Raw genomic sequence first — 15,035 nt, forward strand, 5'->3', positions numbered from 1 at the left:
GTCATCAAAAAAAGAATGGATTAAAAAACGGATGAAAACTCCCCAAGTTCAATTTGAATGGATTTTATTTGAGTGTAATTTTGTAATGTCACAAGCCCATTTTCACGCCCTACACCAGAATGTTTATAGCCGCCAACTGGCATTTCTGCTGGAGATTCACCCCATGTATTAATCCAACAAATTCCTGCTTCTAATTGGTGAATTACACGGTGAGCTGTTGTGAGATCTTTGGTGACAAGACCTGCAGCCAAACCATAAACGCTATTATTTGCGCGTAAAATCACTTCATCTTCAGTTTGATAACTAAGAATACTCATCACAGGGCCAAATATTTCATCTTGTGTGATATTCATATCATCGGTGCAATCAGTGAAAACGGTAGGTGCAACATAAGCGCCTTGAGCAAAATTATCGTCGTCTAAGCGATAGCCACCACAAAGTAATTTTGCCCCTTGCGCTTTGCCCAACTCAATATAATTCAAGACTTTTTCAAGATGGGGAAAACTGACCAGTGGGCCAAAATTGGTGTCCATTTCAAGAGGAGAACCGATCCTAATGCGTGATACGCGCTCTGTAATTTTTGCTTCAAATGCAGGTTTTAATCTTTCAGGAATAAAGACACGAGTACCATTGGTACACACCTGCCCTGAACTATAAAAATTTGCCATCATCGCAATATCAGCAGCAGTATCTAAATCTGCATCATCAAAAATAATTAAAGGTGATTTTCCACCAAGCTCCATGGTTACTTCTTTTAAACTTGAAGCAGAAGCATTTGCCATCACCTTTTTACCCGTTTCAATTCCACCAGTAAAAGAAACCTTCGCGATATCAGGATGCTGTGTTAACCATTGCCCCACATTCGCTTTTCCTGTAACAACGTTAAAAACACCCTTTGGCAATCCTGCCTCTGTGTATATTTCAGCAAGTTTTAATGCTGTTAATGAAGTCATCTCACTTGGTTTAAAGATCATGGCATTACCTGCAGCAAGTGCAGGTGCAGATTTCCACAACGCTATTTGAATGGGGTAATTCCAAGCGCCGATACCAGCAACAACTCCCAATGGCTCACGGCGAGTGTAAGCAAAAGCGGTTTCTCTAAGCGGAATTTGCTCTCCTTCAAGTGCTGGAATAAGGCCAGCGTAATACTCTAAAACATCAGCACCCGTTACAATATCGACATAACGTGTTTCAGATAGCGGTTTGCCTGTATCTAAGGTTTCTAAATGAGCCAATTCATCATTGCGTTCACGCAAAATATCAACAGCACGTCGCAAAATTCGAGAGCGTTCCATCGCCGTCATCGCACGCCAAATTTTTTGCCCTTGTTTTGCGCTCTCTACAGCCCAATTGATATCTTCTTCACTTGCAGACTGTAAATGTGCGATCACTTCACCATTAGCTGGATTAATCGCTTCAAATTGTTCACACTCAGGTTGTGCGCAATCAACATATCCACCATGAATATAGAGTTTATGTAACGGTGGGTTTGGCATAGTTTCTCCTTTATTATTAGTTTATTAAGTCTTTATTTGACTCCGATTTGTCAGTTGCATATCGATATATTCATTAGTAATGATTTTGGCCTCTTCAAGAGAAAATGGAGCATTACTTAATGCACTTCGTAGCCATAAACCATCAATTAATGCGGCTAAACCTTTTGCTGCCATACGTGCTTGATCTTTAGTAAGAACGCGCCCAAACTCGTAACTTAAATTGGAATAAAGCCTTCTATCATTAACCTTTTGTAAACGATTTAAATTAGGCTGATGCATACTACTTGCCCAAAAAGCTAGCCATGTTTTCATTGCCGCTTCACTTGTTTGAGAGGTATCAAAGTTACCTTCAACAATGGCTTGGATGCGTTGTTTAGGTGTTGCATCACTTAACATTCTTAGCCGTATCGCCACCGCAAAACCCAATTGATACTGGATATGACGCATAGCGGCTTCCAATAATCCATTTTTATCACGAAAGTAGTGACTAATAATGCCGTTAGATACACCCGCTTTTCGAGCTATCAATGCGATGCTCGCCTCTTGCATTCCAACCTCATTAATAACTGCTAATGTCGCTTGGATTAATTGCTGTTTACGTATCGACTGCATTCCTATCTTCGGCATGATTTAAAGACCTAAAAAATACATTGGACGCTTTTATTAAACGTTTTTTTAATTGAACATTCAATCAATATTAACTATTGTTTATCACAATTAATTTACATATCGATATGGGAGGACGTTGTGAAAATTTGAATCTTTGCAACTAATTCAATTAGTTAACAAAGAATGCAACTTTTAACTTTTAGATAAATAAATTTTTGGAATTTCTGATGACAACTCTTAACAGCACAAAAAAACCGCAGAAAGACAAGCTAAACTCTGTTGTTTTTTTCGCTTCAGCAACGCTAATTTTGGCGTTCTCTTTTTTCACTATTTTGATGACAGAAACAGCAAATAAATGGATTGTGGCAACACTGGGATGGGTATCAAAAACCTTTGGTTGGTACTATCTATTAGCGGCAACGTTATACATTGTTTTTGTTATTTTTGTTGCTACATCTCGTTTTGGAAATATCAAATTAGGACCTGAGCAATCAAAACCCGAATTTAGTGTTTTAAGCTGGTCTGCAATGTTATTTGCAGCCGGTATTGGTATTGATTTGATGTTTTTCTCCGTGGCGGAGCCCATTACTCAATATATGTTACCGCCAACAGGTGAAGGTGAAACAATAGAAGCAGCCCGTCAGTCGATGGTGTGGACTTTATTCCACTATGGCCTGACGGGCTGGTCTATGTATGCACTTATTGGTATTGCTCTGGGCTATTTTAGCTATCGTTATAATTTACCCTTAACCATACGCTCTGCACTTTATCCCATCTTTGGAAATCGTATTTATGGTCCAATTGGTCATACAGTTGATATTGCTGCCGTATTGGGAACTATTTTTGGTATTGCAACAACATTAGGTATTGGTGTTGTCCAACTTAATTATGGTTTAAAAGTTCTTTTTGATTTGCCCCAAGGATTGGGTGTTCAAGGTGGGTTAATTCTATTATCTGTAATTATGGCCGTTATTTCGGCAACATCAGGTGTTAATAAAGGGATCAGGATCTTATCTGAACTCAACGTACTTCTCGCATTGGGGCTTATTTTATTTATCTTATTTGCAGGTGATACTGAGTTTTTATTAAATGCACTGGTATTAAATGTCGGTGATTATACTAATCGCTTTTTAGGTATGACTTTAAATAGCTTTGCATTTGATAAACCAACAGATTGGATGAATAGCTGGACGCTCTTTTTCTGGGCTTGGTGGGTTGCATGGTCGCCTTTTGTTGGACTCTTTTTAGCACGTATTTCAAGAGGACGAACAATCCGACAATTTGTCATAGGCACCTTAATTATTCCTTTTGTTTTTACGCTGCTATGGTTATCTATTTTTGGTAATAGTGCTTTATATGAAGTGATCCATGGCAATAAAGAACTCGCACAAACAGTATTGGAAGCGCCCGAAAAAGGATTTTATTCATTATTAGAACTCTATCCAGGTTTTGGTTTAACGGCTTCTGTCGCCACAATTACGGGATTACTATTTTATGTTACTTCTGCCGACTCTGGCTCATTAGTATTAGGCAATTTCACCTCTCAATTAAGCCATGTTAATAACGACGCACCCAATTGGCTTCGCATTTTCTGGTCTATTGCTATTGGTTTATTAACGTTAGGTATGTTAATGGCGGATGGTATTTCTGCCTTACAAAACACAACTATAATAATGGGATTACCCTTTAGCTTTGTTATTTTCTTTATTATGGCAGGGCTTTATAAATCATTAAAAGTCGAAGATTTTAGACGTGTTAGTTCGCTAAATACCAATGCGCCAGCACCACTTTATGGTAATACTACGATGAATTGGAAACAGCGTTTAGGGCGGGTTATGAATTTCCCGGGAACGACCTATACACAACGCATGTTAGATTTAACCTGTATGCCAGCAATGCAAGATGTTGCTAAAGAGCTTTTACTGCGTGGAGCTAAAGTCGAATTTAATTATTACCCAATTGAAGATAATGAACGCTTACATCATTTAGAGCTTGTGGTCGATCTTGACCAAGAGCAGAACTTTGTTTATCAAATTTGGCCACAGAAATATTCAGTGCCTGCATTTACCTATCGTGCTCGTCGAGGTAAATCAGATTATTACCGTTTAGAGACTTATTTATGGGAAGGCTCCCAAGGAAATGACTTAATGGATTACACCAAAGAGCAAGTAATTACAGATATTTTAGATCAATATGAAAAGCATCTAAATTTTATTCATCTTAGTCGTGAAGCACCTGGGGCAACATTAACGTTCCCTGAGTCAAATTAAATCCTCACTTAAAATAAAAAAGGAGATCATTATTTGATCTCCTTTTTATGCGATTAATTTTCTATTTTACTGAAATAAACAGCAATCCCACACCTAAAAGAATTAATAACACTCCAATAATCTTATCGGCGACTTGCTGATGAGAAAGTATTTTAGCTCGTAAAAGCGGAGTGGAGAAAAAAAGTGCAACACAACTAAACCATATCCAATGGGCGATTGAGATAAACATTCCATAAGAAAGGTTTATCCAAAGTGGGTTACTTAAGTTGGCAACTTGCGTATAAAGTGCAATAACAAACAACATCGTTTTAGGATTTAAAGCATTAGTAAAAAAACCAACCCTTAATGCTTGGAACATATTGGGTGCTGAATTGACCGCATTCTCAATGGTCAGTTGTGTTTTATTCGTTAACGATTTAACCCCTAGATAAATTAAATATCCAACACCTAATAATTTCATAATAAAAAAGAGCGTTGGTGATCCCATAATAATAAAAGAGATACCAAATACAGTGTAAAAAACATGTACTTGTACTCCAATCGCAATACCAATTGCTGTCATTAACCCTACTCTTACACCGTAGGAATAACTATTTTTTGTCACCATAGCAAAATCCGGTCCTGGGCTAATAACTGCCAATATTGTAATCATCGCCACAGCAATTAGTTCACTCATTGTTCTTCTCACTCTCACTTTTGAATCAATAATAAGTAATAAAAAGTGACATAAAATATGTTCTTCTTTTAATGAAAACCTATTTAACTCACCGCCAATAACCCTATTTTGCTGTCTTGACTAAAAATAAAAAGCGATTTATCTTGCAGTATATCTGTGACTTTTCATCATCTATTTTTACAACTCAACTTTATCGCTTATCTTTATGAAAACACCTTCTTTAACATCATTGCGCTTTTTTAATAGTGCCGCTCAAACAGGTAGTTTTGTGAGTGCAGCAGAACAACTCCATGTCACCCACAGTGCCGTTAGTCGACAAATACGGTTATTAGAAGATGAATTAGGTATTCCTTTATTTGAACGACGTAATCGCGCGGTTTATTTAAATGAGGCGGGTCGATATTTATATAAAACAACGTCTTCAATTTTTGAACAATTAGAAGAAACCGTCTCGCATCTACGTTCCCCTTTAAATAATCCGGTGTTAGTGGTTTCCTGTGAGCCCACTATTGCGATGAAATGGCTTATTCCACGCTTATCTCACTTTTATACTTTATATCCTGAAATAACGTTGCATTTAGTTGCCGCTGGTGGCGCTATTGATTTCAATAAAGAAGGTGTCGATTTAGCATTTCGACGAGATGATTTTTTATGGCATAAGAATATTTATGCAACAAAAATATGTGATGAGCGAATTGGTGCTGTTGTAAAGCCGAATAATATTCATCATTCAAATAAGCAATTAACAACGCTCTCTCGCCCCCAAGCTTGGCAAGATTGGTATCAATATTCAGGTATACAATCTACTTATACTCATACCAGTCAATATGAGCATTTTTATCTTGCTATTCAGGCTACTCTTGCGGGATTAGGTACGACCATTGCCTCTTTTCTTATGGTACAAGATGAATTAAAAGATCAACAACTTATCGCCACACATGGTTTTGTTAAAGATAACTCAAGCTACTACTTGCTTTCTCCAAGTGAGATCATGCCCGACTCAAAACAGGATAAGTTTAAAAACTGGATCATTGCTGAAGCGGAAAAATGCGCAATAGAGACTGAAAGATCACGGGAATAATCCTATTTTTATCTCAAAAATACTCGGTTATCTGTTTGCTCCCATAAAAACAAGATGAATAAATAATTATTTTTTTATCATATTTATTTACTTCTATCTTTTTTTTAGTAATCTATGAGAACTAATAAAACATAGAATAATTTTACTTGGGAAACATAACATGAATCGTCGGTCATTTTTAACATCATCAAGCCTTGTTATTGGCGGATTATCATTAAGTTCTTTTGTAAGTTCTGCTTATGCCAATGAAGTATTAAAAAATAAATTGGTATTTAATGCAGAAAATCCGTTACTGCTTAATTTCAATGAAAACTCATTAGGTATGTCGCCTAACGCTAAAAAAGCGATTATCGATGCTTTACCCAATGCATTTAGATATCCAGATGATGCGCGTAGCGAATTAATTAGCGAATTAGGGAAAGAATTTAAACTTTCAGATAAACATATCACCTTGGGCAACGGCTCATCTGAAACAATTCAAGCAGCCGTGCAATTTGTGGCAAATAAAGCACAAAAAGAAGGTAAAGTAGTTCAACTTATTGTTCCTGATCCGACATTTAACTATGCCGAACTTTATGCAGAACCTTTAGGTGTAAAAATCGTTAAAGTGCCTGTTGATAATACTCTCGCTTTCGATTTAGCAACTATGCAGAAAAAAGCTCAAGAGTTTGATGGTATTAGCATGGTGTATTTGTGCAATCCGAATAACCCAACCGCAATGTTAACCCCTAGTGCCGATTTATCAAATTGGGTGAAATCAGCAAAAGAGAATGTCTTTTTTATTATTGATGAAGCTTATGCCGAGTTTGTTTCTACCCCTAAATTTGTCAGTGCTATTACGTTAGTAGCTGAGGGTTATAAAAACCTGATTGTAACTCGTACTTTCTCTAAAATTTATGCTTTAGCAGGACTACGTGTGGGTTATGGCGTTGCCGTACCCGAAGTGATTGCACAAATTGATACTTTTGTTTCTATTGATAACACCAATACTGCTGGTGCCGTCGCCGCACTTGCTTCGCTAAAAGATGCACCTTATGTAGAATATAGCCGTAAGTCGATTGATGTTTCACGCCAAATAGTGGTGGATGCATTAAAAGAGCTCAATATTGAATATGCACCATCTCATGCAAACTTTATTTTTCATAAAGTTAAAGGCGATGTAAAAACCTATCAAAATAGAATGAAAGAGGCGAATATTATGGTGGGTCGTGAATTCCCGCCTGCTTTTGGTTGGAGCCGTTTAACTTTAGGCACACCAGAAGAGATGAGCGCTTTCGTCATTACATTAAAAGCCTTTAGAGCTAAAGGTTGGATTTAATCTGATTTAACGCTTATTTTATTGGTTGCTTATTTTATTGATTGATTAAAAACGCCCTTGAAAATAATATCAAGGGCGTTTTTATTTATCGTTATTTATTACTGTTCTTGTAATTCTAACTCAGCAATAACAGGAAGATGATCACTTGCATCCGACCATTTAAATGTTGCTGAATCTTGTGGGATGGTCATATTTTTGATATCCCAAACCTGTCCTTTAAACGTAAAGATATGGTCGATATCGATGGCTGGATTAATTGCTGGCCATGTCCGTTTATCACTATTTAGTTTTTCAACAGGGTTCCAAAAATAGTTAATTTCTTGGATTGGTTGTTCATTGGCAGTGGAGTTAAAATCACCCGCCAATATTTTTATTGATGTTGAAATATTATCAAAGCCTGTTTCTGTATCACCAATTGCAGCATCTAGAATATGTCTTACTTGACCGATACGAATAGTGGGATCTTTTTGCCAATCAAGGTGTGTTCCCATAATAATAATTGGTGAATCAAACCCCGGTTTAGTAATTTGTGATAATAAAACAATACGTTGTTCTGCATTACCTGAAGGCAGATTAACGACCTGTGATTTATCAATTTTGTATTTTGATAAAATACCAACACCATATTGCCCACCATCAAAATCGAGCGCTTTACCAAAAGCAAACTGCATATTATTGGCTTTAGCTAATTCTTCAAGCTGGTTAATATTTTTACTACGTGCTGTTTTATTATCAACTTCAGTGACAACAATAACATCGGCATCAATATTTTTGATGGCTTGGTTAAGCTTATCAAAATTGGTAACATCCGCTGAAACTTCATTTTTACCAATATTATAGGTAGCTACTTTCAGTGTCGGTTTATTATTTTGATACACCTTATTGGGTGTACCGCCTGATTGTACAGCAAGGATTTCTGAGCCTGTGGTGTTTGCTACTGCCATTGATGACAGTAATACACCAGTGCTGACTAGGATAGATATTGCACTTTTTTTCATAATTTCCCCGAAAAATAAACAGAATGCTAATGGATGGTCAACAATAAACTATCACACTGAAAATATGACGCAGTGATACAATCCACAAAGTTATTTCGAGATGAAAAAAATCAACCTGATATTGCGACATTAAAAGCCCTTAGCGCTAAGGGGTAGGTTTAGTCTGATAATAATATCACTATAAAATAGTACCGGTTTTATTTATTTTTAATTTCCAAATAATATTCCATTACGTTATAAATAATTAATACCATCTTTAATTTATTATTTAAAATGAAAACAATGACATTTACTATCTCTAGTATTTTAGTTCAATATATTAAAGACTAATAATATTAATTTTGATTACGTATTATTACTTGAATAAAAATTTATTTTTTGTGAATTTCGCCTTAAGAATAAAATCAATACATTGATAATTAGCATCTTGCTTGCTATAACTAAAATTATTGAATAAAAATATAACTTTCAGTTTAAAGACAACAAATAAATTTTATTATCTTTAAAAATGAATAAGTAATATCTTTTTTATCACTTTCTGAAATAGGGTTACAACAGACAAGGACAGCAATATTATTAAATCAGCATCACAAAAAGGATAACCCATGTTATTACATCAACTGAAATTTCCCTTACTGTTTATTTTGAGTGCCACCCTATTAACCGGCTGTTTGTCCTTAAAAGAAAAAGCCGCGATTAAAGCGGAACAGGATAGAGCTGAGCAACAGCGTTTAATTGACGAAGAAATTAAAAGTTATGGCCCTCCCGCCGTGATTTATCGTATTGATGACCACCGCTTTTTTACCTTGGAGAAATATAATGAAAGGCGCAGTGGTTCAACTTATTACAACAATACTCAAAAAGGAATACACCAAGAAATTATTCGCTCCTCGGCTTGCCGTTATCAAGGTCGCTTAATTTGGGCAACCGAACGCGATGATGCTTTTGCTTTTCCGGGGGTATTGAGTCGTGTGACCAGTCGTTGCGCAGGAACAAAAACAGGTTGCGTTAACGTTATTCTTGTTACCCTTGATGGTGGAAAAAACTTTAGACCCACAAATGGTGGATTTGGTGGCAATACTGATCACCCCGGTTACTACTCTTCTTTTTTCGATATCATTGTCACAGATGAGGGATTTTATTTAGGAGAAACTGCTGTCAGTCGCCGAAAAGCTAATGATGAATTAGCTAAACCTTGGTGGAGAAAATTTTATTTTGATCCCACAGATTCTAATTATGTTCATAGTAGTGTCGGGGATAAAGAATCTCCCTCTTCAGCACTTAAAACGCCCTCAGGACAAACCCGCTTTGATTGCAGTGCCCCTTCTATTTACCCTATTTCACAGGCGGAAAAATGATGAGCAATCGAAACCAAACCCATTAATTAGCACCACCAAACGTTCTAAGAAAGAAGAAGGCAAAAAGCCAATAAAGTCAATAAAGCCATTCACGATAACAGCTAACGTTTAATCGCTTTATTTAATTATTCACTTTGTTGTTTTCAATAAAACGGTATCACAAAAAGGATAACCCATGTTATTACATCAACTGAAATTTCCCTTACTGTTTATTTTGAGTGCCACCCTATTAACCGGCTGTTTGTCCTTAAAAGAAAAAGCCGCGATTAAAGCGGAACGGGATAGAGCCGAGCAACAGCGTTTAATTGATGAAGAAATTAAAAGTTATGGCCCACCCACCGTGATTTACCGCATTGATGACCACCGCTTTTTTACCTTGGAGAAATATAATGAAAGGCGAGAAGGGATCACCTATTACAACAATACAAAAAACAATATCCATCAAGAAATATTATACGGATCAGCTTGTTTATACCAAGGACGCCTAATTTGGGCAACTGAACGCGATGATGCTTTAGTTTTCCCTGCGGTACTGAGTCGAAGAACAGATCAATGCGCAGGCACTAAATGGGGTTGTGTTAACGCGATCCTAGTCACTCTTGATGGTGGAAAAAACGTTAGGCCCACAAATGCGGGTTTTGGTATTCATACTGATCACCCCGGTTACTACTCTTCTTTTTTCGATATCATTGTCACAGATGAGGGATTTTATTTAGGAAAAACAACGGTCAGTCGGCGGAAAACTAACGATGAATTAGCCGAGCCTTGGTGGCGTATCATTTATTTTGATCCTACCGATTCTAATTATGTCCATAGTAGTTGGGGAGAAGAAAAAAAACCACCTGAAAACTTAAAAACTCCATCAAGACAAACCCGTTTTGATTGCAGTGCCCCTTCTATTTACCCTATTTCACAGGCGGAAAAATGATGAGCAACAATAAACCAACTCGTTGGCTAAAGCCTAAAGAGTGCATTGATGGTAGTCAAGAATGGCGTTCTATCACTCACGCTGCCAATATTGGTGGAGAAATCCATGTTAAACCCCATTTACCAGGAATTATTATTTTTGTTCACGGGGTAAATTCAGAAGGAGAGTGGTATAACGACGCAGAACGAGAACTTTGTGCTGGTCTTAATGAACGGTTAAATTTAACTAATACAGATTATCAATTAAAACAAAATGAATATTATGAACCCAAATTTATTTTAGATGAAAAAAATTATGATAATAGCCATTATATTTATGAAGAGCCTATTCGAACATTAAAAAAGTTAGGTAATTCCCCCGTGATCCGTTTTTATTGGGGATATCGAGCAACCGATGATGATTTAGGCCAATACTGTATTCCACTAAAAAATAAAGAAGGAGAAAGCTATCACCGCTTAGTTAATGAAATGCTCAATCCTGAATATAGCGATGAAGAGGATGGGATCCCGACATTAGAAGATATAGATAAATTAGATTTTATAGAAAAATATAATGCTCTACCTTCTCGTGAAAAAAGCGCTTTTATTCATGAAAATATTAAACATAAAGGCCCTTTTTTCTGGGGTGGAGGGCCATTTCAAAATGGCTGTAATAATTTAGTCAGTTTATGGAGCAAACACGGTTTTAGTAATCTCGCCATGTTATGGACAGTGATCCCTACCCCTATCCCTTTTAATATACAAGCCTTTAACCCTGAATCAGATCGGTTATTAACAAAGTCTCCTCCTCGTCACTATTATGCTCATGCTGTAAAACGGCTAGCCAATTTAGTCAAGAAAATACGTGAAAACAACCCCTATGATACTGTTACTGTTATTTCACACAGCCAAGGCACGATGATAGCGTTAGCCGCCGCAGCGATTGAAGCCCCTGATAGCCTCTTTGTTTTAAACTCTCCTTATGCCACAAAAGATAATTTCTTAAATAGTTACTCTTATGTTTACAATGAAAACATTAATGAAGCACATCGAGAAGCAACCCTAAAAGAAATTATTGATAAAATCGCAAAGAATAAAAATCGATTAAAGGGATCGCCTTGTGGATATTCAAGTCTAGTTGTCGGGGAAAGTGAAGATCAAAAAAGTTGGACTCCTGATGTAATAATATATAAAGGGAATAAGCTTGGTATTAGAGATAGCGAGAATAAAGAAAATAAAGAGAATATCGAAATTAATAAAGAAAAATTCACTAAAGGTGAATTTATTAAAGAAAGAGATAATCACGGACAGTTCTATATTTATTGTAATCCACACGATCGTGTAATGGGATCATCACCGTTAGAAAGTATTGGTTGGTGCCCACTTCCTAATATTAAAGAAAGAGGACAAATACAGCATCATCCATTATTTGCCCTTGAGCATCCACCCTATATCAGAATGTTAGCACGTAATACGCCTTGTGGTGGAAAACCTAATCCAAAAACTATATTTACTGATGCAAATAGACGATTCAGTGATGGTAATATTTTTTGGGACAGCAATACCAAAACATTAGAAGGCTTCGCATGGCCTGAGCCTTCAGCTAATATTTCACTAAATATTAATGCTCCAGAAGTACCTCACCCTATTACAGCAGCCGAATTAGCAACCTTTGATGAAGATTTTGCTGTAATAGAAAAAAAAGAGGAGAAATCAGCCCCTGAAATTGATATAGATGCTGATAAACAGAAAAAAGAGATACCTTTAGGTCAAGGTTATGGACAATTAATATATAACCCCAAAAGTAGGAGCTATGAGCCCAAAGATGCCGAATATTACTTCTATAAAGATCTCTATTCTTATCAACATCGTATTTGGGTAGAACTCACTCCCGAAGAGAGAAAAGTACTCAAGAATAATCGACTATTAGATCCTCAAGATCAAAATGCAACCACAAAGTATGAAACCTTAGAAGAGATGAGAAAACGTATTCGCGAATACAACCAACGTCCTACTGACCATGGTACATTACCAAGAAATTCACTGTTTCTTCGTCGCGTAGTCACTTATGACTTACCTATAGGTTATTGTGAAATCGGCAGAAGCCCAGAAAAGATGGATGAGTTAAGAAAATATGCGGATTGGCTAAGTGGCTCAGATATCTATATGGAAAAAGGTGAATTAGATTTACCAGAAATGCCAGATATCATCGAAAACCCGTTAAAGAAAAAATAACAATAAATGCCCAATATTCTAAATCTTAAAAATAAGAAGTCCGCTTGAATTTATTCAAACGGACTTCTTCTCTTATCAATACTTATTGATTACATTAAAGCGGATCCACTTTTAAACAAGAGACTGCGTGGCGGAAGCTTCCTTCTAATAAAGGACGTGTTTTTGCACATTCTTCATCAGCCATCGGACAACGTGTACGGAATATACAGCCTGATGGCGGATTAATCGGAGAAGGTAATTCCCCCTCTAATAAATCAATATGCTTGTTACGCTCTTTATCGGGATCAGGAATAGGCACTGCTGACATCAGCGCTTTGGTATAAGGGTGTAATGGATGATGATAAACTTCATCATAAGTCCCTAATTCCACCGCGTGTCCTAAATACATCACCAATACACGATCTGAAATATGTTTTACCACTGCCAGATCATGCGCAATAAAGATCAAAGATAATCCCATCTCTTTTTGAATATCTTTCAGCAAGTTAACTACTTGAGCCTGAATTGATACGTCTAATGCTGAAACAGGTTCATCACAAATCACTAATTTAGGCTCTAGAATTAACGCGCGAGCAATACCGATACGTTGGCATTGTCCACCTGAGAATTCGTGTGGGTAACGGTTAATTAAGTTTGGCAATAATCCGACTCGCATCATCATTGCTTTCACTTTTTCAACCACTTGCGCCTGTTTCATTTTAGGATGATAGGTTTTAAGCGGTTCGGCAATGATATCGCCAATCGTCATTCTTGGGTTTAAGGAAGCCAGCGGATCTTGGAAAATCATCTGGATATCTTGGCGAATATCGCGCCATTGCTTATTCCCCATTCCCAGTAAATCATTACCTAACCAAGTGACTGTACCGCCAGAGGCTTTGACTAATCCAATAATGGCTCGTGCAAATGTCGATTTACCACATCCAGATTCACCAACAACACCGAGTGTTTCACCTTCATATAAACGTAGTGTGACACCATCAACGGCTTTGAGGCTTTTTTTAGGTTGCCAAAACCACTGTTTATTATCTTGAACATCGAAATAAACTTTTAAGTCATTCACTTCAAGAATAACTTTTCTATCTTGCAATATGGCTTGAGTCATACCAATTCCTCCACCGCTTTAAAACAGGCACGTAATCGCCCTTGTGCAAATTGCTCTAATTGAGGTTCACTCGTTAAGCATTGCTCTGTTGCATATTGGCAACGAGGTTGGAATGGGCAGCCTTTTGGCAAACGTAATAAATTAGGCGGATTACCCGGAATGGTAGCGAGTCGCTCATCTTCACCATCTAAGCGAGGCACAGCCTGTAACAAGCCGATGGAGTATGGATGTGAGGGTTGATAGAAGATATCACGCGCTTTACCGTACTCCATAGTACGCCCTGCATACATCACCAATACTTTATCACAAATACCCGCAACCACTCCCAAGTCATGGGTGATCATAATAATCGCGGTGTTTAAATCATTTTTAAGCTCATTGAGTAAGGTCATGATTTGTGCTTGAACCGTCACATCGAGTGCCGTTGTGGGTTCATCTGCAATTAAAAGTTTTGGCTTGCAAAGTAATGCCATTGCAATCATCACGCGTTGACGCATACCACCGGAAAACTCATGAGGATACATGCTCATACGTTTATGGGCTTCAGGCATTTTTACGGCATCTAACATACGCACTGATTCCGCATAAGCATCATTTTTGCTCATGCCTTTATGAAGCATTAATACTTCAATAAGCTGCGCACCCACTTTCATATAAGGGTTTAATGAGGTCATTGGATCTTGAAATATCATGGATATTTCTTCAGCGCGCATTTTATTAAATTCACTTTGGCGAAGATTTAAGATCTCACGACCATTAAAATTAGCACTACCCGCTGTACGACCATTTTTAGCCAATAATCCCATTAACGCGAATGCGGTTTGTGATTTACCTGAACCCGATTCACCAACAATCCCTAAGGTTTCACCTGCTGATAATTCAAAGTTGAGTTTATTAACGGCAGTAACATCACCATCTGCGGTACCGAAAGTCACGCTGAGATCTTTAACACTTAATAACGACTTGCTTGTTGAATTTGTCATTTT

At 37.1% G+C, this 15,035-nt stretch carries 12 protein-coding genes; 6 read left to right on the forward strand and 6 right to left on the reverse strand.

Features of this window, described 5'->3' with window-relative positions:
• Positions 1 to 20 precede the first annotated feature (20 nt).
• Complete coding sequence (gene betB / locus EHE21_RS10395; protein WP_088495387.1) at positions 21 to 1,496, reverse strand: betaine-aldehyde dehydrogenase; 1,476 nt, start codon at positions 1,494 to 1,496, stop codon at positions 21 to 23.
• 24 nt (positions 1,497 to 1,520) lie between these two features.
• Positions 1,521 to 2,123, reverse strand: a complete 603-nt coding sequence (betI, locus tag EHE21_RS10400; protein ID WP_194950621.1) for a transcriptional regulator BetI — start codon at positions 2,121 to 2,123, stop codon at positions 1,521 to 1,523.
• A gap of 209 nt (positions 2,124 to 2,332) precedes the next feature.
• Here betI and EHE21_RS10405 point away from each other — a divergent pair, with 209 nt between their 5' ends.
• On the forward strand, positions 2,333 to 4,375 hold the full coding sequence (locus EHE21_RS10405; protein WP_088495385.1) for a choline transporter: 2,043 nt from the start codon (positions 2,333 to 2,335) through the stop codon (positions 4,373 to 4,375).
• A 61-nt stretch (positions 4,376 to 4,436) separates the two neighbouring features.
• Here the strand turns inward: EHE21_RS10405 and EHE21_RS10410 are convergent, their stop codons facing one another.
• Positions 4,437 to 5,051, reverse strand: a complete 615-nt coding sequence (locus tag EHE21_RS10410) for a LysE family translocator (protein ID WP_194950622.1) — start codon at positions 5,049 to 5,051, stop codon at positions 4,437 to 4,439.
• Positions 5,052 to 5,256: 205 nt separating this feature from the next.
• Between EHE21_RS10410 and EHE21_RS10415 the strand changes: the two genes are divergently transcribed.
• Both EHE21_RS10415 and EHE21_RS10420 read left to right on the forward strand, forming a co-directional pair.
• A complete protein-coding gene (locus tag EHE21_RS10415; RefSeq protein ID WP_194950623.1) occupies positions 5,257 to 6,132 on the forward strand; it encodes a LysR family transcriptional regulator in 876 nt (291 codons plus the stop codon).
• Positions 6,133 to 6,292: 160 nt separating this feature from the next.
• Entirely contained in the window at positions 6,293 to 7,450 is a 1,158-nt protein-coding gene (locus tag EHE21_RS10420) for a pyridoxal phosphate-dependent aminotransferase (RefSeq protein ID WP_194950624.1), read from the forward strand.
• A gap of 98 nt (positions 7,451 to 7,548) precedes the next feature.
• On the opposite strand, the gene EHE21_RS10425 is transcribed toward EHE21_RS10420, so the two are convergent.
• On the reverse strand, positions 7,549 to 8,448 hold the full coding sequence (locus EHE21_RS10425; RefSeq protein WP_194950625.1) for an endonuclease/exonuclease/phosphatase family protein: 900 nt from the start codon (positions 8,446 to 8,448) through the stop codon (positions 7,549 to 7,551).
• 605 nt (positions 8,449 to 9,053) lie between these two features.
• On the opposite strand from EHE21_RS10425, the gene EHE21_RS10430 reads away from it, so the two are divergent.
• The 3 genes from EHE21_RS10430 to EHE21_RS10440 all read left to right on the forward strand — a co-directional run bounded on the left by EHE21_RS10430 (position 9,054) and on the right by EHE21_RS10440 (position 12,947).
• Entirely contained in the window at positions 9,054 to 9,806 is a 753-nt protein-coding gene (locus tag EHE21_RS10430) for a hypothetical protein (protein ID WP_194950626.1), read from the forward strand.
• 175 nt (positions 9,807 to 9,981) lie between these two features.
• Positions 9,982 to 10,734 carry a hypothetical protein gene (locus EHE21_RS10435; RefSeq protein WP_194950627.1) on the forward strand — a complete coding sequence of 251 codons (753 nt, stop codon included), beginning with the start codon at positions 9,982 to 9,984 and terminating at the stop codon, positions 10,732 to 10,734.
• Positions 10,731 to 12,947 carry a hypothetical protein gene (locus EHE21_RS10440; protein WP_194950628.1) on the forward strand — a complete coding sequence of 739 codons (2,217 nt, stop codon included), beginning with the start codon at positions 10,731 to 10,733 and terminating at the stop codon, positions 12,945 to 12,947. Before EHE21_RS10435 ends, EHE21_RS10440 begins: the two co-directional genes overlap by 4 nt.
• A 94-nt stretch (positions 12,948 to 13,041) precedes the next feature.
• Here EHE21_RS10440 and oppF read toward each other — a convergent pair whose 3' ends face one another.
• Together oppF and EHE21_RS10450 are read right to left on the reverse strand one after the other, a co-directional pair.
• A complete protein-coding gene (gene oppF, locus EHE21_RS10445; protein ID WP_194950629.1) occupies positions 13,042 to 14,049 on the reverse strand; it encodes a murein tripeptide/oligopeptide ABC transporter ATP binding protein OppF in 1,008 nt (335 codons plus the stop codon).
• The gene (locus EHE21_RS10450; protein WP_088495381.1) at positions 14,046 to 15,032 is read right to left on the reverse strand and encodes an ABC transporter ATP-binding protein; all 987 of its coding nucleotides are present in this window, start codon (positions 15,030 to 15,032) and stop codon (positions 14,046 to 14,048) included. The genes oppF and EHE21_RS10450 overlap by 4 nt, the downstream gene beginning before the upstream one ends.
• Positions 15,033 to 15,035: the final 3 nt, after the last annotated feature.

It is taken from the genome of Proteus sp. GOKU (assembly GCF_015475555.1).
Taxonomy (GTDB): domain Bacteria; phylum Pseudomonadota; class Gammaproteobacteria; order Enterobacterales; family Enterobacteriaceae; genus Proteus; species Proteus mirabilis_B.

Bases quoted from the DNA above. Each gene is read 5' to 3' on its own strand.
- betB (WP_088495387.1), bottom strand. From the start codon at position 1,496: ATGCCAAACCCACCGTTACATAAACTCTATATTCATGGTGGATATGTT.
- betI (WP_194950621.1), bottom strand. From the start codon at position 2,123: ATGCCGAAGATAGGAATGCAGTCGATACGTAAACAGCAATTAATCCAA.
- EHE21_RS10405 (WP_088495385.1), top strand. From the start codon at position 2,333: ATGACAACTCTTAACAGCACAAAAAAACCGCAGAAAGACAAGCTAAAC.
- EHE21_RS10410 (WP_194950622.1), bottom strand. From the start codon at position 5,051: ATGAGTGAACTAATTGCTGTGGCGATGATTACAATATTGGCAGTTATT.
- EHE21_RS10415 (WP_194950623.1), top strand. From the start codon at position 5,257: ATGAAAACACCTTCTTTAACATCATTGCGCTTTTTTAATAGTGCCGCT.
- EHE21_RS10420 (WP_194950624.1), top strand. From the start codon at position 6,293: ATGAATCGTCGGTCATTTTTAACATCATCAAGCCTTGTTATTGGCGGA.
- EHE21_RS10425 (WP_194950625.1), bottom strand. From the start codon at position 8,448: ATGAAAAAAAGTGCAATATCTATCCTAGTCAGCACTGGTGTATTACTG.
- EHE21_RS10430 (WP_194950626.1), top strand. From the start codon at position 9,054: ATGTTATTACATCAACTGAAATTTCCCTTACTGTTTATTTTGAGTGCC.
- EHE21_RS10435 (WP_194950627.1), top strand. From the start codon at position 9,982: ATGTTATTACATCAACTGAAATTTCCCTTACTGTTTATTTTGAGTGCC.
- EHE21_RS10440 (WP_194950628.1), top strand. From the start codon at position 10,731: ATGATGAGCAACAATAAACCAACTCGTTGGCTAAAGCCTAAAGAGTGC.
- oppF (WP_194950629.1), bottom strand. From the start codon at position 14,049: ATGACTCAAGCCATATTGCAAGATAGAAAAGTTATTCTTGAAGTGAAT.
- EHE21_RS10450 (WP_088495381.1), bottom strand. From the start codon at position 15,032: ATGACAAATTCAACAAGCAAGTCGTTATTAAGTGTTAAAGATCTCAGC.